The organism is Nocardioides sp. YR527 (genome assembly GCF_900101045.1).
Lineage (GTDB): Bacteria > Actinomycetota > Actinomycetes > Propionibacteriales > Nocardioidaceae > Nocardioides.
The window spans coordinates 538,033-562,804 of sequence record NZ_FNFN01000003.1; the positions used below are offsets into that span (position 1 = coordinate 538,033).

At 69.2% G+C, this 24,772-nt stretch carries 20 protein-coding genes and 1 pseudogene; 13 read left to right on the plus strand and 8 right to left on the minus strand.

Annotated features, from left to right (window positions below; translation table 11 throughout):
* Window positions 1–298 precede the first annotated feature (298 nt).
* The 8 genes from dnaK to BLT25_RS11150 all read left to right on the plus strand — a co-directional run bounded on the left by dnaK (window position 299) and on the right by BLT25_RS11150 (window position 9,705).
* Window positions 299–2,158, plus strand: coding sequence for a molecular chaperone DnaK (gene dnaK, locus BLT25_RS11115; protein WP_091045543.1), 1,860 nt, complete (start codon window positions 299–301; stop codon window positions 2,156–2,158).
* Complete coding sequence (gene grpE / locus BLT25_RS11120) at window positions 2,155–2,880, plus strand: nucleotide exchange factor GrpE (RefSeq protein ID WP_091045545.1); 726 nt, start codon at window positions 2,155–2,157, stop codon at window positions 2,878–2,880. Before dnaK ends, grpE begins: the two co-directional genes overlap by 4 nt.
* Window positions 2,881–2,961: 81 nt before the next feature.
* Window positions 2,962–4,152: a DnaJ C-terminal domain-containing protein gene (locus BLT25_RS11125; protein WP_091045548.1), complete on the plus strand. Its 1,191-nt coding sequence runs from the start codon at window positions 2,962–2,964 to the stop codon at window positions 4,150–4,152.
* Window positions 4,152–4,586 (plus strand): heat shock protein transcriptional repressor HspR, encoded by a 435-nt coding sequence (locus BLT25_RS11130; RefSeq protein WP_091045550.1) that lies wholly within the window; start codon window positions 4,152–4,154, stop codon window positions 4,584–4,586. The genes BLT25_RS11125 and BLT25_RS11130 overlap by 1 nt, the downstream gene beginning before the upstream one ends.
* 399 nt (window positions 4,587–4,985) lie before the next feature.
* Window positions 4,986–6,299, plus strand: a complete 1,314-nt coding sequence (locus BLT25_RS11135; RefSeq protein WP_218131303.1) for a DUF445 domain-containing protein — start codon at window positions 4,986–4,988, stop codon at window positions 6,297–6,299.
* Window positions 6,296–7,315, plus strand: coding sequence for an Abi-alpha family protein (locus BLT25_RS11140; RefSeq protein ID WP_176883796.1), 1,020 nt, complete (start codon window positions 6,296–6,298; stop codon window positions 7,313–7,315). The genes BLT25_RS11135 and BLT25_RS11140 overlap by 4 nt, the downstream gene beginning before the upstream one ends.
* Before the next feature lie 94 nt (window positions 7,316–7,409).
* Window positions 7,410–8,732 (plus strand): DUF445 domain-containing protein, encoded by a 1,323-nt coding sequence (locus BLT25_RS11145; RefSeq protein ID WP_091045555.1) that lies wholly within the window; start codon window positions 7,410–7,412, stop codon window positions 8,730–8,732.
* Between the two features lie 79 nt (window positions 8,733–8,811).
* Window positions 8,812–9,705: an Abi-alpha family protein gene (locus tag BLT25_RS11150; protein WP_218131304.1), complete on the plus strand. Its 894-nt coding sequence runs from the start codon at window positions 8,812–8,814 to the stop codon at window positions 9,703–9,705.
* On the opposite strand, the gene BLT25_RS11155 is transcribed toward BLT25_RS11150, so the two are convergent.
* The gene (locus BLT25_RS11155) at window positions 9,674–10,537 is read right to left on the minus strand and encodes an MbnB/TglH/ChrH family RiPP precursor modification enzyme (protein WP_256328549.1); all 864 of its coding nucleotides are present in this window, start codon (window positions 10,535–10,537) and stop codon (window positions 9,674–9,676) included. The two genes, BLT25_RS11150 and BLT25_RS11155, sit on opposite strands and share 32 nt — an antisense overlap.
* 124 nt (window positions 10,538–10,661) lie before the next feature.
* Here BLT25_RS11155 and BLT25_RS11160 point away from each other — a divergent pair, with 124 nt between their 5' ends.
* The gene (locus BLT25_RS11160) at window positions 10,662–12,935 is read left to right on the plus strand and encodes a transglycosylase domain-containing protein (RefSeq protein WP_091045560.1); all 2,274 of its coding nucleotides are present in this window, start codon (window positions 10,662–10,664) and stop codon (window positions 12,933–12,935) included.
* 232 nt (window positions 12,936–13,167) lie between these two features.
* Here the strand turns inward: BLT25_RS11160 and BLT25_RS11165 are convergent, their stop codons facing one another.
* The 6 genes from BLT25_RS11165 to BLT25_RS11195 form a co-directional block, all read right to left on the minus strand.
* Window positions 13,168–14,034, minus strand: a complete 867-nt coding sequence (locus tag BLT25_RS11165) for a GTP-binding protein LepA (protein WP_091045562.1) — start codon at window positions 14,032–14,034, stop codon at window positions 13,168–13,170.
* A gap of 197 nt (window positions 14,035–14,231) precedes the next feature.
* On the minus strand, window positions 14,232–15,464 hold the full coding sequence (locus tag BLT25_RS30610) for a lytic transglycosylase domain-containing protein (RefSeq protein ID WP_176883798.1): 1,233 nt from the start codon (window positions 15,462–15,464) through the stop codon (window positions 14,232–14,234).
* A 114-nt stretch (window positions 15,465–15,578) separates the two neighbouring features.
* Entirely contained in the window at window positions 15,579–16,589 is a 1,011-nt protein-coding gene (locus BLT25_RS11180) for an HAD family hydrolase (protein ID WP_091045565.1), read from the minus strand.
* 13 nt (window positions 16,590–16,602) lie between these two features.
* Window positions 16,603–17,820: a PucR family transcriptional regulator gene (locus BLT25_RS11185; protein ID WP_091045567.1), complete on the minus strand. Its 1,218-nt coding sequence runs from the start codon at window positions 17,818–17,820 to the stop codon at window positions 16,603–16,605.
* A gap of 180 nt (window positions 17,821–18,000) precedes the next feature.
* Window positions 18,001–18,642, minus strand: a complete 642-nt coding sequence (locus BLT25_RS11190) for a hypothetical protein (RefSeq protein ID WP_091045570.1) — start codon at window positions 18,640–18,642, stop codon at window positions 18,001–18,003.
* Between the two features lie 81 nt (window positions 18,643–18,723).
* Complete coding sequence (locus BLT25_RS11195; RefSeq protein WP_091045573.1) at window positions 18,724–19,359, minus strand: hypothetical protein; 636 nt, start codon at window positions 19,357–19,359, stop codon at window positions 18,724–18,726.
* 472 nt (window positions 19,360–19,831) lie between these two features.
* Between BLT25_RS11195 and BLT25_RS11200 the strand changes: the two genes are divergently transcribed.
* Complete coding sequence (locus BLT25_RS11200) at window positions 19,832–20,620, plus strand: hypothetical protein (protein WP_143033717.1); 789 nt, start codon at window positions 19,832–19,834, stop codon at window positions 20,618–20,620.
* Window positions 20,621–20,662: 42 nt separating this feature from the next.
* On the opposite strand, the gene BLT25_RS11205 is transcribed toward BLT25_RS11200, so the two are convergent.
* A complete protein-coding gene (locus BLT25_RS11205) occupies window positions 20,663–21,280 on the minus strand; it encodes a hypothetical protein (protein WP_091045576.1) in 618 nt (205 codons plus the stop codon).
* 299 nt (window positions 21,281–21,579) lie between these two features.
* Between BLT25_RS11205 and BLT25_RS11210 the strand changes: the two genes are divergently transcribed.
* From BLT25_RS11210 to BLT25_RS11220, 3 genes and pseudogenes are all read left to right on the plus strand, one after another.
* On the plus strand, window positions 21,580–22,857 hold the full coding sequence (locus BLT25_RS11210; RefSeq protein ID WP_091045578.1) for an RsbRD N-terminal domain-containing protein: 1,278 nt from the start codon (window positions 21,580–21,582) through the stop codon (window positions 22,855–22,857).
* 148 nt (window positions 22,858–23,005) lie between these two features.
* Window positions 23,006–23,449, plus strand: a pseudogene (locus BLT25_RS30615) (ABC transporter ATP-binding protein); the annotation flags it as partial.
* A 573-nt stretch (window positions 23,450–24,022) separates the two neighbouring features.
* Window positions 24,023–24,772, plus strand: coding sequence for an MlaE family ABC transporter permease (locus BLT25_RS11220; protein WP_091046262.1), 750 nt, complete (start codon window positions 24,023–24,025; stop codon window positions 24,770–24,772).

Sequence of the window (24,772 nt, forward strand, 5' to 3'; positions counted from 1 at the left end):
CGCAGACACCCGCCGAGTCGGCTCATCCTGACGCAGGCCATCGCCGAGTCGGCTCGTCATGACGAGCCGACTCGGCGGCGTTTTCGGTCAGGATGAGCCGACTCGGCCCGCTTTTGGCTGGCGCTGGAATAGGGGGCGTAGGGTCTTCGTTGTGGACAGTGAACGAAGTTGAGTTGAATCGGCTCAACTTGTTTGCAACACTCGGCGGCAGCAGCCGCTGGGGCGGCGCAGACCACAGTCTTCCGGGGCTCCCCGGATTTCCACATACACACAGCTTCAACAAGCGGAGGTAGCAAAGATGGCACGTGCCGTCGGTATCGACCTCGGGACCACCAACTCGGTCGTCTCGGTTCTGGAGGGTGGCGAGGCCACCGTCATCGCGAATGCCGAAGGCGCCCGTACGACGCCTTCCGTGGTCGCGTTCAGCAAGTCCGGTGAGGTGCTGGTCGGCGAGGTCGCCAAGCGCCAGGCCGTCACCAACGTGGACCGCACGATCCGTTCGGTCAAGCGTCACATGGGCACCGACTGGAAGGTGAACATCGACGACAAGGACTTCACGCCGCAGCAGATCAGCGCGTTCGTCCTGCAGAAGCTCAAGCGCGACGCCGAGGCCTACCTCGGCGAGACGGTGACCGACGCGGTCATCACCGTCCCGGCCTACTTCTCCGACGCCCAGCGCCAGGCCACCAAGGAGGCCGGTGAGATCGCGGGCCTCAACGTCTCCCGCATCGTCAACGAGCCCACCGCCGCTGCGCTGGCCTACGGCCTCGACAAGGGCGACGACCAGACCATCCTCGTCTTCGACCTCGGTGGCGGCACCTTCGACGTGTCCCTGCTCGAGATCGGTGAGGGTGTCGTCGAGGTCAAGGCGACCTCCGGTGACAACCACCTCGGTGGTGACGACTGGGACAACGCGATCGTCACGTGGATGGTCGCGAAGTTCAAGGCCGCCAACGGCGTCGACCTGGCCGCCGACAAGATCGCCGCGCAGCGCCTCCAGGAGGCCGCCGAGAAGGCGAAGATCGAGCTGTCCTCGTCGCAGAACACGAGCATCCACCTGCCCTACATCACCCACGGTGAGTCCGGCCCCCTCCACTTCGAGGAGACCCTGACCCGGGCGGAGTTCCAGAAGATCACCGCCGACCTGCTCGACCGCACCAAGAAGCCGTTCGAGTCGGTCCTCAAGGACGCCGGCGTCGCGCTCAAGGACATCGACCACGTCGTCCTGGTCGGCGGCTCGACCCGGATGCCGGCCGTGACCGACCTGGTCAAGAGCCTGCTCGGCGGCAAGGAGCCCAACAAGGGCGTCAACCCCGACGAGGTCGTGGCCGTCGGTGCCGCGCTGCAGGCCGGCGTGCTGAAGGGCGAGGTCAAGGACGTACTGCTCCTCGACGTCACCCCGCTGAGCCTCGGTATCGAGACCAAGGGCGGTGTCTTCACCACCCTGATCGAGCGCAACACCACCATCCCGACCAAGCGCTCCGAGATCTTCACCACGGCTGACGACAACCAGCCGAGCGTCGAGATCAAGGTCGCCCAGGGCGAGCGCCCGATGTGGTCGGAGAACCAGCCGCTGGGCAACTTCGAGCTCACCGGCCTCCCGCCGGCGCCGCGTGGCGTGCCGAAGATCGAGGTCGCCTTCGACATCGACGCCAACGGCATCGTGCACGTCTCCGCCAAGGACCAGGCTTCCGGCCGCGAGCAGTCCATGACGATCTCCGGCGGCTCCGCGCTGTCGAAGGACGACATCGACCGCATGGTCAAGGAGGCGGAGCAGTACGCCGAGGAGGACGCCAAGCGTCGCGAGTCCATCGAGATCCGCAACCAGGGTGACAGCCTCGTCTACACCACCGAGAAGTTCATCACCGACTCCGGCGACAAGGTGCCGGACGACGTGAAGACCGAGGTGCAGGCCGACCTGGACGCCCTGAAGAAGGTTCTCGAGGACACCGAGGCCGACAAGGACGCCATCCAGACCGCGATCACCAAGCTCGGTGAGTCCTCGCAGAAGATGGGTGCGGCCATGTACGCCGCGGCCGAGGCCGAGCAGTCCGCTGCCGGCGGCGCCACCGGTGCGACCGGCGAGGCCGACGACGACGTCGTCGACGCCGAGATCGTCGACGAGCCCGTCGAGGGTGAAGAGGGCGACAAGAAGTGACCAAGCGCCGCCCCGGCGGGGCGGAGGAGGCCGTCGAGGAGACGACCTCCGAGGCCCTGCCCGAGACCGATCCTGAGACAGAGGCCGTCGAGGTGGACGCTCCGGAGGGCGACGCCTCGGACTCGGACGATGCCGCCGAGGCGGGCTCCGACGAGGACGGCTCCGAGGAGTCGACCGAGGACGAGTCCGAAGAGACGGACGAGACGGACGAGACGGACGAGACGGACGAGGCAGAGGACGAGGCAGACGTGGTGATCGAGGACGACAGCGAGGTGGACTTCATGGCCGATGCCGCCGACGAGGTCGACAAGCGGGTCGCCGAGCTGACCACCGACCTGCAGCGTCTCCAGGCCGAGTACGTCAACTACAAGAAGCGGGTCGACCGTGACCGCGAGCTGGTCTCGCAGAACGCGACCTACAAGGTGCTCACTCCGATCGTGGAGGTGCTCGACACCATCGACCGTGCTCGTGAGCACGGCGAGGTCGACGGTGGCTTCAAGGCCGTCGCCGACCAGCTCGAGAAGATCGTGACCAACCTGGGTCTGAAGAAGTTCGGTGAGCCGGGCGACGTCTTCGACCCCAACCGTCACGAGGCGCTCAGCCACATGGGCACCGACCCGGAGGTCGAGGAGACCTCGGTCAAGCTGGTCGCCAAGGCCGGCTACATGATCGGTGACCGAGTGGTCAGGGCCGCGCAGGTCCTGGTCGTCGACCCGGAGTGACCTGGAGTGACAACGACTGGTGGCCGAGGCTGTCGAGACATCGGCAGCCTCGGCCACCGCGAAGAAGGGAGGAGGGGCTAGGTGGCTGAGAACGACGGGATCCGGCCGGACTGGATCAACAAGGACTACTACGCCGAGCTGGGTGTCAAGAAGGACGCCTCGGGCGACGACATCAAGAAGGCCTATCGCAAGCTCGCGCGGGCCAACCACCCCGACTCCAACCCGGGCGACGACGCCAAGCACGAGAAGTTCAAGAAGGTCGCCGAGGCCTACGACGTCGTCGGTGACGCCGAGAAGCGCAAGAAGTACGACGAGGTCCGCACGCTCGGCGCCTCGGGTGGCTTCCCGGGCGGCTTCGGGGGCACGGGCGGTCGCGGCTACAACTTCGACGACCTCTTCGGTGGCGGCACCGCCCAGGGCGGCGGCCTCGGCGACATGTTCGGCGACCTCTTCGGCGGTGCCGGTGGCGCCGGCGGAGGCTTCGGTGGGCGGCGTACGACCCCGAGGGCTCGGCCGATCAAGGGTGCCGACGTCGAGACGAGCGCCACGATCGGGTTCACCGACGCGCTCGACGGCGTGACCATCTCGCTGCGGCTGACCTCGGACGCCGCCTGCCCCGACTGCAACGGCACCGGCGGCAAGCCCGGCACCAAGCCGCGGGTCTGTCCCGAGTGCGAGGGCGCGGGCTACGTCGTCAACTCCGTCGGCGGCGCGTTCTCGATGAACGAGACCTGCCCGCGCTGCGGTGGCCGCCAGCTGATCTACGACGAGGCCTGCCCGACCTGCCACGGCTCCGGTCGCGGCACCTCCGCGCGCACCATCCAGGCGCGCATCCCGGCCGGCGTCAAGGACCGTCAGCGGATCCGGCTCAAGGGCAAGGGCGCCGCCGGTGAGAACGGCGGCCCGGCCGGTGACCTCTACGTCACCGTGCACGTCACGCCCCACCGCGTCTTCGGCCGCAAGGACGACAACCTCACCATCGACGTGCCGGTCGGTTTCGACGAGCTGGCTCTCGGCGCCGAGGCCAAGCTGCCGACGCTGTCCGGTTCGCCGGTGACGCTGCGGATCCCCGCGGGGACCCCCAACGGGCGTACGTTCCGGGTCCGGGGCAAGGGGTTCCGGCGCTCGGACGGCACCGTGGGTGACCTGCTCGCGACCGTCGAGGTGCAGATCCCGGCCGTGCTCGACACCGACGCCAAGGCCGCCGTCGAGGCCTATCGGGCCGCGATGGCCGGCAAGCCCCTGCGTACGTCTCTTCTCGAGGAGTCATGATGAGTGAGGGATTCGGCAGCCCGGCTCCGGATGCCGCGGTCTACGTGATCAGCGTGGCCGCGGAGCTGACCGGGCTGCACCCGCAGACGCTGCGCACCTATGAGCGGATGGGCCTGATCACCCCCGGTCGCACCGGGGGCGGCGGGCGCCGCTACTCCTTCCACGACATCGAGCTGCTGCGGTCGATCGCCGACCTGACCGCGGCCGGCATCGGCATCGAGGGGGTGCGCCGCATCCTCGCTCTCGAGCAGCACGTCGACGCCCTGCGCCGACGCAACGAGGAGCTGCTGCACGAGCTGGCCGCGACCCGCGAGGCCCTCGCCCAGGCGAGGGCGGCGGCCCCCGAACCGAAGGGTCCGACCAGCAGGCTTCCTGCGGTTCGTCAGGCGCCGCCCGGACAGGCGATCGTGGTCTGGCGGCGGCAGCAGGGATAGCACGGCGTGCCCGATTTCGGGGACAGATCTGTTGGCGAGTTGTGGATTTCGGTTAAAACCGATGTTGGTGCGATGCCCGCATACTGATGAGTAAGCCGCGGGTGTCGGACCAACCCCCATATGGTCGGGGCACACGCGGCGGACCCGGTGGAGCCGACCCGAGACGGACCCACCGGGTCCTTCCAATTTCGGCGGTACACGACCGCCGGTTTCTTGTTACGGATGTCGGGCCGGTGCGAGCGTCGCCCTGGACCGAACCCGGGTGATCAGGCAAGATCCGAAGTGACGTCCGCGCTCGGCGCGGGCGGTGTCTCCCGGGATCGATGACCCGCGGCGCGCCTCGGTGCCGGTCGGTGCGGTTTCCGGAGGAGTCCCACTGACGGAAAAACAAGGGGTCCCGTGTCCAGCGTCGTCGACGTGCTCTCCGGGTGGGACATCGACTGGTTCGAGTTCTGGTCGGTCCCGATCTTCACCGCCGTGATCGGTTGGCTGATCAACTGGTCGGGACTGTGGATGCTCTTCTCCCCGATCCGTTTCCACGGGATCACCGTGCCGGGGCTCAAGCAGATCGCGGGCTCGCTGCCGCGCAAGGTCCAGGAGATCCCGGGCATCCTGCGCGGCGGGCTCGGCTGGCAGGGGATCGTGCCTGCGCGAGCCGCGAAGATGGGCTCGATCGCCGTCGACCGGGCGTTGTCCCAGATGGCGACGGCCCGCGACTTCTACGAGCAGCTCGAGCCGGACAAGATCGCCGCCCACATCGTCGACGTGTTCCGTCCCGAGATCCCTCTGCTCGTCGACGAGATCATGTGGCGTGAGCATCCGCGGTTCTGGCGCGATCTGCCGCGCCCGCTGCGTACGGTCGTGATCCAGCGGGTCCAGGACCGGCTCCCCGAGGTCGTCGGTGACGTGACCGTCGAGATCGGCAACCACATCGACCAGCTCTTCGACCCGAAGCTCATGGTGATCGAGAACTTCGAGAAGGATCCCTCGATCATCGTGCGGATCTTCAAGGACTTCGGTGCCCGCGAGCTGCGGATGATGGTCGTCTTCGGGGCGATCTTCGGTTTCCTGCTCGGCATCCCGGTCGCCGTCGTCGACCAGGCCTTCCACATCTGGTGGCTGCTGCCGATCCTCGGCGTGATGGTCGGGTGGACGACCAACCTCCTCGGCATGCTGCTCATCTTCGAGCCCGCCGAGCCCAGGCGGATCGGCCCGTTCAAGATCCAGGCGCTCTTCGCGCGGCGGCAGTGGCAGGCCTCCGACGTCTACGGCAAGCACATCGCCAAGGACGTGATCACTCTCGAGCGGATCGGCGACCACCTCCTCAACGGGCCGTCGGGCGACCGGACCCGCCAGATGCTGGCCGCAGCCCTCGAGCCGGCGGTCGACGCCGCGGTCGGGCCGGCCTACGGTGCGGTCCGGGTCGCGGTCGGGACCAGGAGGTTCGACGCGATCCGGACCTCGGTCGCCGAGCAGGCCGTCGACTACACCCTCACCCCGCTGCGCGACGCCGCCTTCAGCCAGCAGCAGTCCTGCAACATCCGCCGGCTGATCGCCGACCGGTGCAGGGCGCTGCCCCCGAAAACCTTCGTTGAGATGATGAGAGCCGCGATCAAGGAGGACGAGTGGCTGCTCTACGCCCACGGGGCGATCATGGGGCTGGCGGGCGGGTTTCTGCACGTCGCAGTCTTCGAATGGTGGAACGTGTTGTGAGCGCCCTCCACATCAACACCGAGCCCGGGGCCCGTCGACCGGAGCCTCGTGAGGCCCCGCCCTCGCTCGAGCCGAAGGAAGAGCTCGCCGAGGGCCGTGAGGGCATGCATCACCTGCCCACGCCGGCCCCGAGCGGTGGTTTCGTCGACGATGCGATGGAGGTCCTCCCGGGCCTGCTCAGGATCTCCGCGGTCACGGTCGCCCACACCGCGGGCTGGGGGCTGAGGACGTACGCCCGCGGGGTGGGGCGGGTCGCGAAGGCGGTCGTCGATCCCGATGAGGCCGTGCGGCTCACCGAGGACGTGGCGAGCAACGCCCGTCAGGTGACCGCTCTCGCGAAGCGGGTGGCCACCGGCAACCCGGTCACCGGTCTGCTGGAACGGTTCGCGCTGCCTGCGGCCGAGAGCGCGAGGGCGGCGATGGAGGGTCGCGCCGCGCGGGTCAACGGCGTCGCCCCGGGCACGGAGCCCGACCGGCTGCGGCGGACCGGCGAGGAGCTGCTGCGCCGATCGCGCGACGTATGGGACGAGAACGAGCGCCATCCGGCCTTCGTCAGCATCCTCGACGAGCTGGCCCCCGATGAGGCGCGCATCCTGGTGCTGATGCTCAAGGACGGCCCGCAGCCGGCCGTCGACGTGGTCGAGGGTGGCCTGATCGGCCACCTGCGCGGGGCGCGGATGATCGCCCGGGGCCTGACCATGATCGGAGCGCAGGCCAGCGTGCGCTACCCGTCGCTGGTGCCGCAGTACCTCAACAACCTGACCCGGCTCGGTCTGGTCTGGCAGTCCGAGGATCCGGTCGGCGAGCTGATCCGCTATCAGGTGGTCGAAGCGCAACCCGACGTACTCGCGGCTCTTCACGCCAAGGGTGGTGCTCGGATCAAGCGACGCTCGATCCATCTGACGCCGTTCGGTCAGGACTTCGCGCGGGCCTGTTTCGCGGACGTCGAGGATCTCGACCGGCTGCCGAACCATGAGATCCCGCCCGGCGCGGCGACGGAGGCACCGACCGAATAGTCCAGCCGAATAGCAGACGCTTCAGGGTGTGTGAGTTCGCCTGTGGGTAGGGTACGCATACTGACGGTCTGGAACTCTGGCGGAAGGAGCTCGGATGTCGCCGGAGTGGCAGGACTCGCTGGTCAGCTGGTTCGAGGACTGGGCTGCCCACGTCCACTGGCTCTCGCTGATCACCATCCCGATCTTCACCGGGGTGATCGGCTGGCTGATCAACTGGTCGGGCCTCTACATGCTCTTCTCCCCGCTCACGTTCAAGGGGTTCCGGGTGCCGGGGCTGCGCGAGCTGACCAGGGTGCTCCCGCACAAGCTGCAGGAGGTCCCGGGCTTCGCCCAGGGCGGGCTCGGCTGGCAGGGCATCATCCCCGCCCGGGCCGCGAAGATGGGCTCGATCGCCGTCGACAAGGCGATCGCCAAGCTCGGCACGCCGAGCGACTTCTACCAGCAGCTCGGTCCCTCGGAGATCGCCACGCACATCGTGGAGACCTTCCGCCCGGAGGTGCCCGAGCTGGTCGACCAGATCATGATGCGCGAGCACCCGCGGCTCTGGCGCGACCTGCCGCAGGCGGTCAAGGACGCGATCGCCGTCCGGGTGCAGGCGCAGCTGCCCTCGATCGTCCACAAGGTCACCGACGACATCGGCATACACATCGACCAGCTGCTCGACCCGAAGCTGATGGTCATCGACCACTTCCGCAAGAACCCCGCCCTGGTGGTCAGGATCTTCCGCGACTTCGGCCAGCGCGAGCTCAATCTGATGGTCGCCTTCGGGTTCATCTTCGGCTTCCTGCTCGGCATCCCGGTGGCGCTGGTCGACCAGACCTTCCACGTGTGGTGGCTGCTTCCTGTCCTCGGCGTGGTCGTCGGCTGGGTGACCAACCTGCTCGGCATGTGGCTGATCTTCGAGCCCGCGGAGCCGCGGCGCATCCTGGGGATCAAGGTCCAGGGGCTCTTCCCGCGCCGCCAGGAGCAGGCCGCCGAGGTCTACGCCGACATCATCGCCACCGACGTGATCACGCTCGAGCGCATCGGCGACTTCCTGCTCGACGGCCCTCGCGGCGACGCGACCCGCAAGCTGCTGATCAACGCGCTGATGCCCGCGGTGGACAAAGCGGCCGGGCCCTACCGGGGCGCGGTGCGGATAGCGCTCGGCTCGGAGCGGTTCGACCGGATCAGCACCTCGGTGGCCAACGAGGCGGCGGATCGTACGCTGGTGCCGTTCCGCGATCCCGGCTTCAGCCGTCACCAGGCGGACAAGATCCGTGACCTGGTCGCACGCCGCACCAAGGAGCTTCCGCCCGGCGACTTCGTGGACATGATGAGGTCAGCGATCAAGGAGGACGAATGGATGCTCTACGCCCACGGCGCGATCATGGGACTCGCGGGCGGCTTCCTGCACCTTCTAATCTTTCCGACATGAGCGAGCGTCAGCGAGTGATCATGGGATCCATCATGGCGCCGCGTCCGTATCCTGGCGCTTGCGCTACGGAGGTGGCGCCATGAGTCTCCTGGGCAAGGTCATCCCGAGCGCCTCCGCCGTGGCCGGCACCGCTCCCGGTCTGGCCAGGGTGGCTGCGGGGGCTGCCTGGCACACCGCCGGGTGGGGGCTGCGCACCTCCGGCCGCGCCGGGATCCGGGTCGCCCGGGCGATGGTCGACCAGGACGTACGTGTGGGGCTGATGCGGGAGACGGCCGAGGCCGTGGGCATCGTCGCCGGCACCGCGGCCCGGATCATCCTGCCCGGCTCGAACCAGGTGATGGAGCTCTCCGACGCCGACTACGAGGCCGCCGGCCGCGATGTCGTGCTCGCCCGCACGCGAGAGGCCGAGGCGTCCGAGGACTCCCTGCCGGTGCTGCGCCGACGCGGGGCCGAGCTGCTCGACCGGTCCCGCGACGTCTGGGCCGATGAGCAGGGGCACCCGGCGTACGCCCGGATCCTCGACGAGCTCGCGCCCGACGAGGCGCGGATGCTGCTCTACCTGCTCCAGGCCGGGCCGCAGCCCTCGGTCGACATTCGCACCGGTGGGCCGGCAGGCCTCGTCGGCAGCACCATGATCGCGCCGGGTCTCAACATGATCGCCGGGCGCAGCGGCGTGCGCTATCCGGACCGGGTCCCGGCCTATCTCAACAATCTGTTCCGGCTCGGGCTGGTGTGGTTCTCCAAGGAGCCGCTTCCCGACCCGTTGGAGTACCAGGTCCTCGAGGCCCAGCCCGACGTGCTCGGGGCACTGCACTCGGTGAAGTTCGCCAAGATCGTGCGCCGCTCGGTCCACCTGACGCCGTTCGGCGAGGCCTTCGGTCGCACCACGCTGGTGGACGAGGGGGCGGCCGAGTCGGTCTACCCGGAGCACCAGGCTCCGGTCACGGGCGGGGCGGACCTGCCGAAGGCGTAGGGACCGCCTCGGTGAGCCTCGTGAACTCGGGGCCGACGGTCTGCGGTGACACGTCCGCGTCGCGTTCGAGCATGATCCCGGGGAGCCGTCGCCCGGCGTACGCCTCGACCGCGGTCGCGAGCAGCGACAGCACCGGCGTCGGCATCGGGTGGGCATGGGTGTCGATGTAGATCCCCTCGCGCTCGGTGCCGCCGGCGACGTGCATGTAGGCGACCGCATCGAGCGGGAAGCGGGCCAGGTCGGCGACGGGGTCGGAGCCGCGGGCGACCGCGGAGGCGTAGAGGTTGGCGACGTCGAGGACGAGGCGTACGCCGGTGCGCTCGACGAGCTCGGTGAGGAAGTCGGGCTCGCTGATGGTGTCCTCGGGCCAGGTGAAGGTGGCGGCGATGTTCTCGACCGCGAGCGGCACCGGCAGCTGGTCCTGTGCGATCCGGACGTTGTCGACCAGCACGTCGAGCGAGTCCTTCGTGCGCGGCGGCGGCAGCAGGTGGCCCGCTTCCAGGACGTCGCCGTGCAGCGGGTCCGGGGAGTCGCTCGCTCGTACGAACGCGACGTGCTCGGAGACGAACGGGCTGTCCAGGACCTCGGCGAGCTCGGCCAGCCGGGTGAGGCGGTCAGTCGCGGGGCGGTCGGCGCCGGCCAGGCCGAGGGTGACCCCATGGGCGATGACCGGGACGCCGAGATCCCGGACGGCCTGCGGGACCTGCGCCGGCGCGGTGTTCTCGGCGACCACCTCGGTGAACCCGAGCCGGCCGGAGGCGGCGTACGTCTGGAGGAGCTCGGCGATCGCGGGACGCCATGCCACGGCGATGCCGGAGACCGAGGGATTCACAGGGTGAAGTGTGGCGCATCGAACGCGGCCGGTGTGGGGCCTTCCGGTATCGTGAACACCTGTTCTCCGATCTTTCAGCAACCCTCGCCGGTCCTGGCTCGAGGCCCGGGTAGGAGCCCCCATCTTGGCCCGCACAGTCGTTCGTTCCCTGCCCTTCCATCGCGTCGTGATGCGGTTCGCGGCTCTCATCGGCGTCGCCGCGGTGACGGGTCTGGTCGCCTCGGGGATGGCGATCCCGTTCGTCCATCTGACCGGTGTCGCGGCCAAGTCCGGCGCCGAGGCGATGGATGATCTGCCCCTCGACATCGACATGGGCGAGCTGTCGCAGACGACGCGCATCCTGGACGTACACGGCAAGGTGATCACCACCCTCTACGACCAGAACCGGTCCTACAAGGCGCTCGACCAGATCTCGCCCAACATGCCGAAGGCGCTGCTCGCCATCGAGGACAGCCGCTTCTACGAGCACGGGGCGATGGACCTCAAGGGCACGCTGCGGGCGCTGCTGCGCAACTCGGCCTCCGAGTCGGGTTCGGTGCAGGGTGGTTCGTCGATCACCCAGCAGCTGGTCAAGACGACCCTCGTCTACGGGGCCGACACCGACGAGGAGCGGGCCGCGGCGACCGAGAAGTCCACGGCCCGCAAGATCCGCGAGCTCCGCTACGCGATCTGGCTCGAGGAGAACCACGACAAGGACTGGATCCTCGAGCGCTATCTCAACGCCGCCTACTTCGGTGACTCCGCCTACGGGGTCCAGGCGGCCGCGAAGCACTACTTCGGCGTCGACGCCGCCGACCTGACCTGGGGGCAGGCCTCGATGCTGGCCGGGATGGTGAAGAACCCGACCGGCTACGACCCCACCGACTACCCCGACGCCACGGTCGCCCGCCGCAACCTGGTGCTCGAGCGGCTGGTCCAGGTCGGCGACCTGCCGCGGGCCGACGCCGAGAAGCTCAAGGAGAGCGAGCTCGGCCTCAACGTCCAGGACAGCCGCAACGGCTGCTTCGGCTCCTCGGCCGAGTTCTTCTGCGACTACGCGCTGCAGTGGCTGCTCGCCGACAAGTCGCTGGGCGAGACCGAGGCCGAGCGCTGGCGGCTGCTGCAGACCGGCGGACTGACCATCAGGACCACCCTGGACTCCAGCTTCCAGAAGGCGGCGCAGAAGTCGGTGAGCCGTCGCGTCTCGCCGACCGACAACGCGGTCGGCGCCCTGGCGATGGTCGAGCCCGGCACCGGCAACGTCAAGGCGCTGGCGCAGTCGCGGCCGATGGGGGAGAACCGTCGCAAGGGTGAGTCCTACCTGAACTACCTGGTGCCGAAGGAGTACGGCGACGCCAACGGCTTCCAGGCCGGCTCGACGTTCAAGGTCTTCGTCGGCGCCGCGGCGATCGAGAAGGGCTTCCCGCTCCGGCAGGAGATCCCGTCGCCGGCCAAGAGGACGTTCAACCAGGCGTCCTTCGCCAACTGCCCCGGCGAGGGCAACTTCAACCCCAACCCCTACCCGGTCGGCAACTCGACCACCTCGGGCAACAAGAACCTCTACACCGGCACCCGCGAGTCGGTGAACACCTTCTACGTCCGGCTCGAGCAGTTCACCGGCGTCTGCGCCCCCTACACGCTCGCGAAGAAGATGGGCGTCAGCCTGACCGATCCCGCCCACGAGCGGGTGCCGTCCTTCACCCTCGGTCCGGTCGACGTCAGCCCGTTGGAGATGGCCGAGGCGTACGCGACCTTCGGTGCCCGCGGCAAGCACTGCGACTCGCGCCCGGTGACCCAGATCGTCGGTCCTGACGGAAAGACGATGAAGGAGTACGCGGCCTCGTGCGAGCAGGTGATGCGTACGGGCACGGCTGATGCGATGAACGACATCCTCCGCGGCGTGCTGCAGCCCGGTGGGTTCGGGCAGAAGCTCGCGCTGAGCGTGCCGTCCGCAGGCAAGACCGGGACCACCAACAGCAACCGCGCGGTGTGGTTCAACGGCTACACGCCCAAGCTCGCGACCGCCTCGATGATCGCCGGTGCGAACTACGAGGGGAAGTGGGTCACCCTCAACGGACAGCGCCTGCGTGGTGGCTATGTCGCCTCGGCGTCGGGCTCGACCGTCGCCGGCCCGATGTGGGCCGACGCGATGCGGGCGATCGACGGCAAGCTCGGCTCCGCGAGCTTCGTACGTCCCGGAGCCAGCGTCGTCAACGGCAAGGGCCTCAAGATCCCGAAGGTCGAGGGACTCTCGGTCAGTAAGGCCACCGCCCGCCTCAAGGCCGCCGGGTTCAAGCCGGTCGTCGGCAAGCGGGTCACCTCGCGCTGGAAGAAGGGCACGGTCGTCGGCACGGTTCCCGGCAGTCGCGCGATCAAGGGCGCGACGGTCGAGATGCTCGTGTCGAAGTGGCGCGGGTGACGGGTGGATGTTCACCGAGGTAACTCGGTGTGTGCGCGCTTCCTTCGTGGAGTTCCACGAGGGCAGTGACCGTTGACCGAGTTACCTCGGTGAGCATTCGGCGGGCCCGCGCGTCTTGCCGTGGCCCGGTGGGGCTGTTCCTGCAGCAAGGCGGTGTCCTGAGCCTGTCGAAGGGTATGCAGGTCAAGGCCTACTTCCCGTGCGGAGCTCCGCGAGGGATGTGCGCCTTCGGCTACATACCTTGACGAAGGTCCACCCGTCGCTCCTGAGCCGCTTCGACGGCGTCGCGGAAGGCGCGGGTGACGTAGTCGGGGACGGGGAGGCCGCGGTCGCGGGCCCAGAGGAGCTCCTGCTCGACCCTGGCCACGTCGGCGGCGAGGTCGCGACCTTCATGGTCGACTCCCAAGGTCTCCATGACGTCGCCGAAGTCGGCCAGCTGAGAGACGTTGTTGACCCCGACGGGGGCGAAGGAGATCCGGCGCATGCGCCGGACCAGCCACTTCTGCCAGGCGGCGAGGGTGGCCCAGTGGGCGCGGGCGGAGAGCTGGTAGAAGGCGTAGTGGCCGGGCTCCTGGCGCTTGATCGGCGCGATGACGGTGTCGGCGACGGCGTGCTCGCCGGTCTCGATGACGCCGTCGTGGAGCAGGTTGTAGGCGATCACCGCGGAGCGCTCGGTGGCCATGCCGGTCAGGTAGTAGAGCATCCGGCAGACGTCCTGGAACGGCTCCAGGTGAGCCAGCAGACCGAGCACCTTCAGCTTCAGGCCGACGTGGTCGAGGTCGGTGGTCGCCGGCGGGCGCCCGAGGACCTGCTGGAGCCGGTCGAGGATCAGTCCGTGCTGGATCTCCTGCGGCTGCCACACCTCGGCGTAGAACTGTTTGTCGACCTCGGGTGGGTTGGGGAGCATGGTCGAGATCTCGAGTACGTTGCGGTCGACCTCGAGCTCGACCCGCGCCATGTAGTCGAGGACGTGGCCGAAGCGGGCGCCGAAGCCGGCCGGGTCGTTCACGGTGAAGTCGACCGAGTCCATGGGGATCGGTGGGTGCTCCTCGCCGAGGCGCGCGACATGAGCAACGAGACGGTCGGTATCGGTCGGCATCGAGGCGGCTCCCGGTGGGGTGTCAGCAGCGTCTCCAGTCTGCCCGCACTACGTGGCCTTGTAACGCGATTTAGCCCAACTGAGGGTGTTGGCCTCGACACTTTTCGTGCAGCGGCTCGACCAGCGGGGGAGAGAGCGATGGTCGAGAGGGGTGCGCGGGGTGGGTGTGCCGAGGCCAACACGGTCGGGGCCGAGTCTCAGGATGCGCTCGCGGATGCGTCCGCGCCGGTGGACTCGGTGGCCGTCTCGGTCGCAGTTGGGGTCTCCGACGGCGTTTCGGTCGGCTCCTCGGTCGGTGTTTCCGTCGGGGTCTCGGTCGGGGTCTCGGTCGGGGTCTCCGTAGGCGTTTCCGTGGGGGTCTCGGTCGGGGTCTCCGTGGGTGTCTCGGTGGGCGTCTCGGTCGGGGTCTCCGTGGGGGAGCCGCTCGGATCCGGGCCCGAGGTGGGCGAGGGGACGGCGGACCCGTCATCGCCGGGGGAGTCCGAGGGCGAGGGGGAGGAGGGCGTGGTCGAGCCGCCGCTGGGCGTACCGGTGTCCGTCCCGCCCGAGGAACCACGCCGCGGCGGCTGGGCGCTGGGCGAGGCGCCGGTGAGCGGCTCGAGATCGGAGGCGGAGGTGACCGGGATCTGCGCGGCCGGAAGGACGACATCGGTCGGTGCCTCGAACGTCCCGAGCCGATAGCCGTTGGCGATCTGCAGGACCGCCGAGACGTACGCCTCGCTGTGGTTGTAGCGCAGCACCGCCGAGCGCTGCCCGGCCTCGGTGGACAGGTCGGCGGATCCGGAGCACAGGTAGACCGCGGCGGCGAGCGCGGCGTCGTCGACGTCCTGCGGGTCGCGGCGCCCGTCCCCGTCGGCGTCGACCCCGACATCGGACCAGGTCGAGGGGATGAACTGCATCGGCCCGACCGCGCGGTCGTAGACGAGGTCGCGGTCGTAGGCGCCGCCGTCGGTGTCGAGGATGCGTGCGGTCCCGGAGGTGCCGGTGAGAGGTACGCCGAAGATCCCGGGCGTCGCGACCCCGGAGGCGGACAACGTGTTACCCCCGGCGCGGCCGTGGTCGGACTCGACCCGCCCGATGGCGGCGATCAGCGACCAGTCGAGATGACACCCGGGGTCGGCGTCGGCCAGCACCGTCGCGGCGCGCTGGTAGGCGGAGAGCGCGGTCTCGGGGATGACGCCGGCGGCCGCCTGGGCGGCGAACCCGGCAGGCTTGGCCGCAAGGGGGCTGACCTTGGGGATGGGCTTGACCGCGGAGACGCTCACCGGTGGCAGCAGCTCCTGGGTCGGCACCTCGACCGGCACCTGACGCACGCTGGCCGTGGCGTCGACGGGCCGGCCCTCCTGGATCGCATGGATCGTCCAGGCGGCGGTCACGGCGGCGACGGGCAGCGCAGCCGCCTTGAAAAGCAGACCGGGTCGTGGGGTCATCCTCGGTCACATCCTCAGGTCGGGCGGGGTGGGTCGATGTCACCGATCCAGCCATCATGTGAGCCCCGCCACAACGAGCTGAACGCGATCCGGGCCGAGAATCACCGAAACTACTCACGCACGTGACAAGTTTCCGGACCTCGCCACCGGGATCGCCGCGGCCACTGCCGCGGTCACCAGGCAGAGCAGCGCGCACCCCGCGGCGAGCGGGATCGAGCCGGCGCCCAGGATCGCCAGCGCCGCCCCGGCCACCGCCGGCACCAGTGCGACGGGCCCGGCCCAGCGACGACCCAGGACGACCCCGCGGCCGAGCGAGATCAGCTCGGCGACGCGCCGGACGTCGAGATCCGTCAGCCGTACGCCGGAGCTCCCGCCCACGGCCAGGTCGGCCACCGCCTGGGCCTCGGCGTCCTCCGGGCGAGAGCTCACGAAGGCGACCACCCGCCCCTGCTCCTGCAGCTCGGCGACGAGCCGCTCCCGCTTCTCGGCGGCGATCTCGGGATGCCATCGCTCGATCCCGCAGGTCTCGGCCAGCTCCTCGGTCTCGCGGGAGCCGTCGTCGGAGACCAGCACCGGTGTCACCCCCGCGGACGTCAGCCGTAACACCGACGCCCCGGCGTCCTTGCGCGGCTCGTCGCCGACCACGAGATAGCCCAGCGGCCGCCCGTCGAGCTCGACGCCGAGAACGGTGCCGCGGTCGGTGCGGTCGGCCATGCCGAGCCAGGAGGGCCGCCCGACGCGTACGGGATGCCGGTCCACCGACCCCCGCACCCCCGATCCGGGAACGACACAGAAGTCGGTGACCCTGCCGCGCGGCGAGAGCCTGGCGACCGCGCGGGCGAGCGGGCCCTCGGCCTCGTGCTCCAGCGCCCCCGCGAACCAGCGCAGGTTGCGCAGGTGGTCGGGGTCGAGCGGGTCGACGGTGGTCACCATGAGACGTCCGGTGGTCACCGTCCCCCATCGGTCGAGCACCACGGTGTCGACCCGGGCAGCGACCGCCCACGAGGACCGGGGCACCGACTCGATCCCGCGCCGGCGACCGGACCAGCCCGCGACGACGCGAGGAAACCCCAGCCCCAGGACGTACGCCGCAACAGCACCGGCCACGAGGACGAACATCTCCATGAGTGGCTCCGGGTCAGCCGGTCTGCTGCTGGTAGCGGTCGAAGTCGCTCTGGTCGCCGGCGACCCACAGCGGCACGCTCGCCTTGAGGAGCAGCAGGAGCTGGGTCACGAACTCGGGGTCGCGCAGGGACTCCCCGAAGAGCTCGTTGATCCGCTTCCAGCGGTAGCGGATGGTCTGCGGGTGCACGCCGAGGACCGCCGCGATCGCCGGTGCGCTCTCCCGGGTCTCGAGCCAGACCAGCAGGGTCTCGGTGAGGATCTCGCGGGAGTTGGCCGACTCGGCCAGGAGTGGTTCGAGCAGCTCCTGGGCGAGCTGACGGCGCATCACCGGCTCGGCGTGGAGCCAGATCTCGGTGCGGTAGGCGAGGCAGTCGATGACCGGTTTGGCCGGGATCACCCGGGCATTGACCAGCGCCAGGGCGCGGTTGGCCCACCGCCAGGCGGCGGGTACGTCCTCGGGTGGCACCGGCCAGCAGATCGAGACCCGCGCCTTCGGCGCTGCCGCCCGGACCTGTTTGGTCACCGTCTCGGTGTCGTGAGGAGGGCACATCACCACCTGGGTCGGCTCGCGGCGACGGGTGAGGGCGGTGGCGGAGAGGGCGTCGGAGAGGATCCGCTCGCCGTCACGCAGCTCGACCGCCATCACGGTCACCTTCTCCGGCAGCGTCCAGTCGCCCAGCGCCGCCTGCACCTCGATCTCGTCGGCGGAGGCCCCCGACAGCATCCGGTCGATCAGCCGCGCCCGGGCGACGTCGTTGTCCTGGTCGCGCGCCTCGGTGCCGGCCTCGAAGCCCTTGCCGACCTGCGAGGTCAGGTGCTCGACGTACGTCGTCATCATCTCGTTGAGCGCGTTCAGCGCCGCGGCGGAGAGCTCGTTCTCGACCGCCCGGCGGCGCAGCTCGTCCCAGAGCTCGGTGGTGGCCATGTGGATGCCCTGGTCGACGATGGCCCGGTCCTGGCCCAGCGCGGCGACCTTGAAGCCGACCTTGCGGAAGTGGTCGTCGATCGCGATGTAGGGCGCCGAACGTCCGAGACCCAGGTCGATGAAGTGCGACATCGCGCCGTGCACGGCGGTGAAGATGAGTTCCTCGAAGCCCTCGGTCTCGGCCGGCAGCCCCTCGCGCAGGTGGCCGGTGATCTTGCGCGCGATCGGCCGCACCTCGCCCTCGAGGCTCTTCAACATCCACACGGCGGAACCAGGAAGTCCGGGGGACTGGTGGGTCTGCGTCATCTCGTGCTCCGTCGCACGTCAAACTCCTTCGTCCAACATGCCCGAGAAGGTATCGACCACCATGGCACGTCTTTGCTTGGCGTGCCCCCGGAATTCGGTACGTCTGTGCCGTCGGGTGGCCGGATGGGCAGAGTCCGCCGGGGGCCGTGTGGCCGCCCGGCGGACTCGGGGAGGGAGAGCTCAGCCGCGACGCGGGTTGGTGAGGTTGAGCTCGATGGTGTTCCCTTCGCCTGGGACGAGGGCGTTGACCAGCCAGGTGTTGAGGCCGCAGTTCTGGAAGTCGCCGATCGAGTACGTCCCGGTCAGCCGGCCGCCGGTGAAGACCCCGAACCGCTCACCCTCGGGAGTGGCCACGGGGATGGCCACCGGTTCGACGGTGCGGCAGAACGGGCCGGAGAAGGTCGGGAAGCCCACGACCTTGATGTTGGTGAGACGTACGTTGTAGTAGGAGGTGGCCTCGACATAGCTGCCGCCGCCCTCGGGATGAGGCTTGAGCGTGCCGGTGGTGGGGGCGGCCTCCTCGAAGGAGACGTCGGCGCTCATCGGGATGAACCCCACCGCCTTGAACTCGGTGCTGGCACCGGGAAGCGCGAGCGAGCCGGTGAACGCGCCGGTCGTCGTCTCCAGCGTCGTGTCCAGGACGGCCGGGCCGACCGGGATCTGCGACCCGGTTGAGGCGACGACCGTGGTGCCGTTGGCGTCGTAGAGGATGTCGAGAGGTGCGGCGTGGGCGGGTGCGGCCGTGGCGACGGCGAGCAGCGCTGCCGCCGCGGGGACGGCGAGCAGACCGAGGCGGCGCTTCGTGGGGTTCGGGCGTGGCATGAGTAGGGCTCCTTCGGGATCGTGATGTGGTGCTACATGACGACGGTGCGCCCATCGGACGCACCGTCATCGATCGTTGATTCAGCTGAGGTTGATCGCGCCGTCAGGGGAGGTGATGGCGTAGGTTCCGGAGAAGCTGGCGGCCTCGCCGACGGTGATGGTGCCCAGGCAGTCTCCGGCGACGCTCGTGACCGTGAGGCTGCTATCAGCGCCGGTTTCAGCGATGACGAGCCGCTGGGTGGCCTCGTTGAAGCTCCCGTCCACGTTTCCGCCGACCGTGAAGTCGCACAGCCCGGTGCCGGACGAGTCGGCGACGTGGGCGCTGACACCGGTGATCTTGCCGCCGATCACGTCGGTCGAGCCCGCGGTGGCCGAGCCGGTCGGGTTGAGGGACCAGGAACCACTGTGGGTGACCGTGAGCGGGGTGCCGAACTGCTCGGTGCATCCGCTCCACCCGGTGGACGCAATGGTGGCGACCGTGGTCAGCCCGGTTCCGCTCTGCACGGTCCCGGATGCGCTGGCCGACGTGCAGCTCATTGCGTTCAGCGTCGTTGCGAAGTTGATCCCGCCCACCGAGGCTGCGGTGAACGGATGGCTCCCGGCGGTCGAGCTCCCGCCGACGGAAACGGTGTACGGGGGCGCGGCGCTTGCCATCGCCGGGGTCGCAAGGGTGAGAGCGGCCGCTGCCGCGCCCACGAGAAGGATCTTCTTAGCCATCGAACGATGTCCCTTCGGATCAGAGGAGACCAGTTGTCCCCGCTTGGTCCATTCATCCCCCGGGGTGGGGCCGGCTGTCGACGGCCAACGGCGCGGATGGGCGAGATCGGGTCTCAGGATGTCGCGTACGCGACATCGTGCCGGCCGCTCGACGCCGGAGTTGTCATGGCGATGACAAAATGTGCGGGCGCCTGGAGCGAACCCGCTGATCAAGGTTGCGGCGTGATCCCGGCGGGATCATGGTCGGTGCATGCGGCGAACAACGAGACGCGTCACGGCGGTGGCCACCCTGGCCATGGTTGCCTTCACCATGCTCGGCACCGGCAGCAGCAGTGCAGACGGAGGCCCCTATCCTGGGCTGCCCGCACCTGAGGTCCATCCGCCGCCGGTCCAGCACCGCACGTGGGGCGGGTCTCCGATGGCGTCTGTCGCGAAGGCCGAACGCGCCCGACAGTGGCTCCGGACACCCCTGATGACCTCCGCGTTCGACTTCTACAATGGGCCCGCGGACAACCCGGACCCGTCGCGCTATCGCAGTTGCACCCTCGCTGGCGCGAACGTGTATCTCGTCGCGGAGGTGGGGGCGCCGCACAACTACGGGATCAGCCGCGAGCTGACCGTTCGTACCGTTGCGTTCGGCACGATCCCGGTCGAGGCGACATTACGACTGGAGCAGGTTCGCGATGACGATGGCCTGCCAAGGCCGATCAACATCGAGACCCTGACCTGCAACCCCGACGGAGGAACCGAGGTGCCTGACAACGAGATCAACACCGAGCTTTACACGCGGATCACTTCACTCGTTGTCGACGGTGTCGCGATGCGCCTTTCAGACACTTGCCGCACCACAGTGCCAGGCAAGATGCAGCTGCACGGAAATGGATACTGGTACGGCACGGTCGATGGTGAGAATGTCCCCCCGCCGCCGCTTCCGTACTGGAAGAACCACCTCTTCAATCTCAGCACCGGTGGCGAGCTGAACGGCACGATCGACGTGCCTGCCTTCAGTGGATGCGTCACAGCCGACGGCGACGATCTCTCCGCGCTGCTCACCGCCACCGTCTCAGGGAACGACAATCCTCTCCGCACCAACCAGGGAAGTGCCTTCAGCTGCACGAGGAAGAACCCTGTTGCCGGAGGGAAGAATCTGCCGCCCGGCCCAGGCCAGGCGACGGTTGAGTCGGTGCCGTGCAACCTCGGGCTTGACCCGGCGAACCCCTTGATCCCGCCGGTACCGGAGATCCCCGAGGGCGACCGGTGACGACGCTCGATCGTCATCACCGGCCGCCTTGTCGGTGTGGCGTCAGCTGATGTTCAGCGGGCCGTCCGGGATGTTGAAGGCGTAGGAGAAGTAGAGGTCGACGGGGTCGCCGTTGGCGAACATTCCCAGGCAGTTGCCTGTGACATCCTCGATGAAGAGGCTGCCATCCAGTGTCGTCTCCCTGATCGCGAGTCTCCGGGTGGTTTCATCGAACGTCGCCGCTGCGGCGCCAGTGATCGAGAAGTCGCAGAGGCCGGTGCCTGCGCTGTCTAGGACGTTGAGGTGAATGTTGTCGACCGTGCCTGCAACGAGGTCGGTCGTTGGCGTTGTCACCGCAGCGTCCTCCGTGGTGAAGCGCCATTCGCCGACCACGGTGAAGTCCAGCGGAGTACCGAACTGCTCGGTGCATCCGGTCCACGCGCCGTCCTCGATGGTGAAGGGGTGGTCCGCGGGGGTACTGCCGGTGTAGTTCCCGCTCATCGCGGTTCCGCTGTGTGCCTGTCCCGTCCCGCTGATGGAGTGGCAGTTCGCCGCGACGAGCGGCGTGTAGATGTTGATGCCGCCGACGGCGACGTCGTACGGCGGCGCGGCCTGGGCTGCGGCGGGGGTGATGAGGATGAGGCTGGCGGCTGCTGCGCCGATCACAGGAAGCTTCTTCACGGGTGGGTGCCCTTTCGGATGGATGAGATCGAGCTCCCTTCATCTCGCAGGTCGACGCTCATTTCCATGGGGTGACGGCCGAGACCGTCAGATCGGCCGCGCGGATGTCGCGCACGCGACATCCGCGGCTCGAATTTGTCATGCACGTGATAATTCGGGGCCCTCTGTATGCCGATTGGGTCTTCCAGCACTGGCTGATCGGCGCGGTTTCCTCTGTGATGAGCGTCACTGAGTGACGCCGGCCTGACGAAGCACAGTGCTCCCGCGGGCCGGGGATCGAGGGGAGAAGTCGTAGATCCATGAGTCCGACGCAGAACCAGATGACGACCACTGGAGCGCGTGTCCCGCACCCACGACTGCCACGCCGAAGCGCCTCGCGGCAGCTCGCCGAGAGGATCCATGCCCCGCGCGTCTCGCCGACGGAGTGCGCGGTGATCCGCAGGGTCGGCCGCGGGCTGGTCCCGCAGATCACCGACGAGATCCTGCGCCAGATCGCCGCCTACTCCCGACATCCCACCCAGAGGCGTCGTGATCTGATCACGAAGGCCGTCGCCAGCGCAGTGGAGCTCTATGCCGACGTCGTCGAGAAGATCCCGTCGGACCCGGAGACGGTGTCGGCGATGTACTTCGGGATGGGCAGGGGAGAGGCGCTGGCCGAGCGGAGCCTCGACGGGTTCAGGGCGGCCGTCGACCTGGCCACCCACCGGGCGGCCGAGGCGATCCGGCACGAAGCAGAGGGGCTGGTCCCCGACGACGTACGCGGGACGCTGTGCGGCTCGCTCCTCGCCTACATGGGCATCCTGCTCGACGACGTCGCCCGCGGGTACGCGGCCGGGGTCCGTGACCGCGAGGCGGATCCGTGCTGGATCCGGCGCCGGCTGGTCCGGGGCCTCGCCGGGTCGGCGGACCCCGCGGTGATCGGTGGTCTCGCCGCGCGCGTCGGCTGGCAGCTGCCGGCAGCGGTGGTGGTCTGCTCGGTCGACACCATCACGCCGCTGGACTCCGTCGGGCTGCCCCAGACGTGCGTGTGGGACACCGCAGGCCGGCGCGCCCTGGTGATCACCGACCCGGTCGAGGTGGACGCCGTCAGCGCGGTGATGCGGGGGTGGCCGCGTACGGGTCCTGTCTTCGTGACCGTGCCGGTGCCGCTGGCCGACGTACCGGCCGCGATCCGCTGGACCGAGCGTGCCCGGGACCTCGTCGAGTCCGGGGTGATCCCCGCGGACCCGGTCGTGCGCTGCGCCGACCATCACGTCGCCCTGCTGCTCAACGCCGACCCCACGCTCTCGCGCTGGGAGGCGAGCGAGGCCCTCGCGCCGCTGGAGGCGTTCAAGGACGAGCACCGGCGGGCGATGGTGCGCACCCTGCGGCTCTGGTTGCTCACCGGAGCGAACGCCCCGGCGCTGGCCGCGGAGCTCGGCATCCACGAGCACACCGTCCGCAACCACAAGCTCCGGCTGCGGGCCGCCTTCGGCAGCCGGCTCCAGGACCCCGAGTTCGTCACCCTGCTCCTCTTCGCCCTCGGCGCCGGCGAGAGCCCGGCGCTGGACTGGGTCGAGCTCGAGCGCTGCGGCTGAGAGAGCTTCGCGGGCTGTTTTGTCATGCGCGTGACAAAACCCGACCCGCATTTGTCGGGCGGCTCGATTTCCTCTCCCGTGTGATCGGGGCCACACGTACTGTCCCGGTCGAAGCACACCCCACAACGGCAGATCAGGAGGTCCCGCGATGGGCGGAACCGTGGAGGTCACCGGGCTCACCAAGAGCTTCGGGTCCCAGAACATCTGGAGCGACGTGACCCTCACGCTGCCCCAGGGCGAGATCACCGCGCTGCTCGGGCCCTCGGGCACCGGCAAGTCGGTGTTCCTGAAGTCGCTGATGGGGCTGCTGCGGCCGGAGGCCGGGGTCTGCCTGGTCGACGGGGTCGACATGGTCAAGGCACGGGAGTCGCAGCGGCAGGAGCTGCGCAAGCGGTTCGGGGTGCTCTTCCAGGACGGTGCGCTCTTCGGCTCGATGAGCGTCTTCGACAACGTCGCCTTCCCGCTGCGGGCCCACACCAAGAAGCGCGAGTCGGAGATCCGGCAGATCACCAACGACAAGCTCGATCTGGTCGGGCTGCTCGGGCAGGAGCACAAGCTGCCCGGCGAGATCTCCGGCGGCATGCGCAAGCGCGCCGGCCTGGCCCGCTCGCTGGTCACCGAGCCATCGATCATCCTGTGCGACGAGCCCGACTCGGGGCTCGACCCGGTGCGTACGGCCAACCTGGCCCAGCTGCTGGTCGACGTCAACGCGGCCACCGACGCGACGATGCTGGTGGTCACCCACAACATCGAGCTGGCACGTACGCTGCCGGACAATCTCGGCATGCTCTACCGCCGCCGGCTGGTGATGTACGGCCCGCGCGAGGAGTTCCTGCTCACCGACCACCCGGTTGTCTCCCAGTTCATGAGCGGCGACCCGATCGGGCCGATCGGGATGAGCGAGGAGACCGACCACGGCGTCAACGACGACTACGTCGAGGGCGAGGCCTACTACCCGTCCGGGGGAGTCGCGACCGTACGCGCCGGGGCCCGCGCCATCGAGGTGCTGCCGCGCCAGCTCGCCCCCGCCAACGGCGCCCCGCGGGCCGCGGTCGAGCGGCACAGCGCCCGGGTCGCGAGCGGCGCCGCCACGCTCTACACCGCCGATGACGACGACGTTGACCGAGCACCGCGAGCGAAGGTCAAGGACCCGGTCAGCCGGGGTCTGGACCAGGTCGGGGCGCTCTTCGCGCTGGGCCTGGACACCTTCCGGGCGGCGTTCCGCAGGCCCTTCGCGGCCCGCGAGCTGCTCGACCAGTTCTGGTTCGTCACCTCGGTCTCCTGGATCCCGGCGATGCTGGTCGCGATCCCGTTCGGAGCGGTGATCGCGCTGCAGCTCGGCACCCTGACGGTGCAGATCGGGGCGCAGTCGTTCACCGGCGCCGCCTCGGTGCTCGCCGTCGTGCAGCAGGCGGCCCCGATCGTGACCTCGCTGGTGATCGCGGGAGCCGGCGGAGCGGCGATCTGCGCCGACCTGGGGTCCCGGACGATCCGCGACGAGATCGACGCCATGCGGGTGATCGCGGTCGATCCCATCCAGGCGCTCGTGGTGCCACGAGTGCTCGCCTGCGTGCTCGCGGCGGTGCTGCTCAACGGCCTGGTCTCGGTGGTCGGTGTGCTCGGCGGCTACTTCTTCAACGTGATCATCCAGGGCGGGACGCCGGGGGCGTACCTCTCCTCGTTCACCGCGCTCGCCCAGCTCTCCGACCTGTGGGTGGGCGAGCTCAAGGCGGTGCTCTTCGGGCTCATCGCCGGCCTCGTCGCCGCGTTCCGAGGGCTCAACACCAAGCCCGGGCCGAAGGGGGTGGGGGAGGCGGTCAACCAGTCGGTCGTCGTCACCTTCCTGCTCCTCTTCTTCGTCAACTTCGTGATCACGACGCTCTATCTCGAGCTCGTTCCCGGGAAGGGGGCCTGA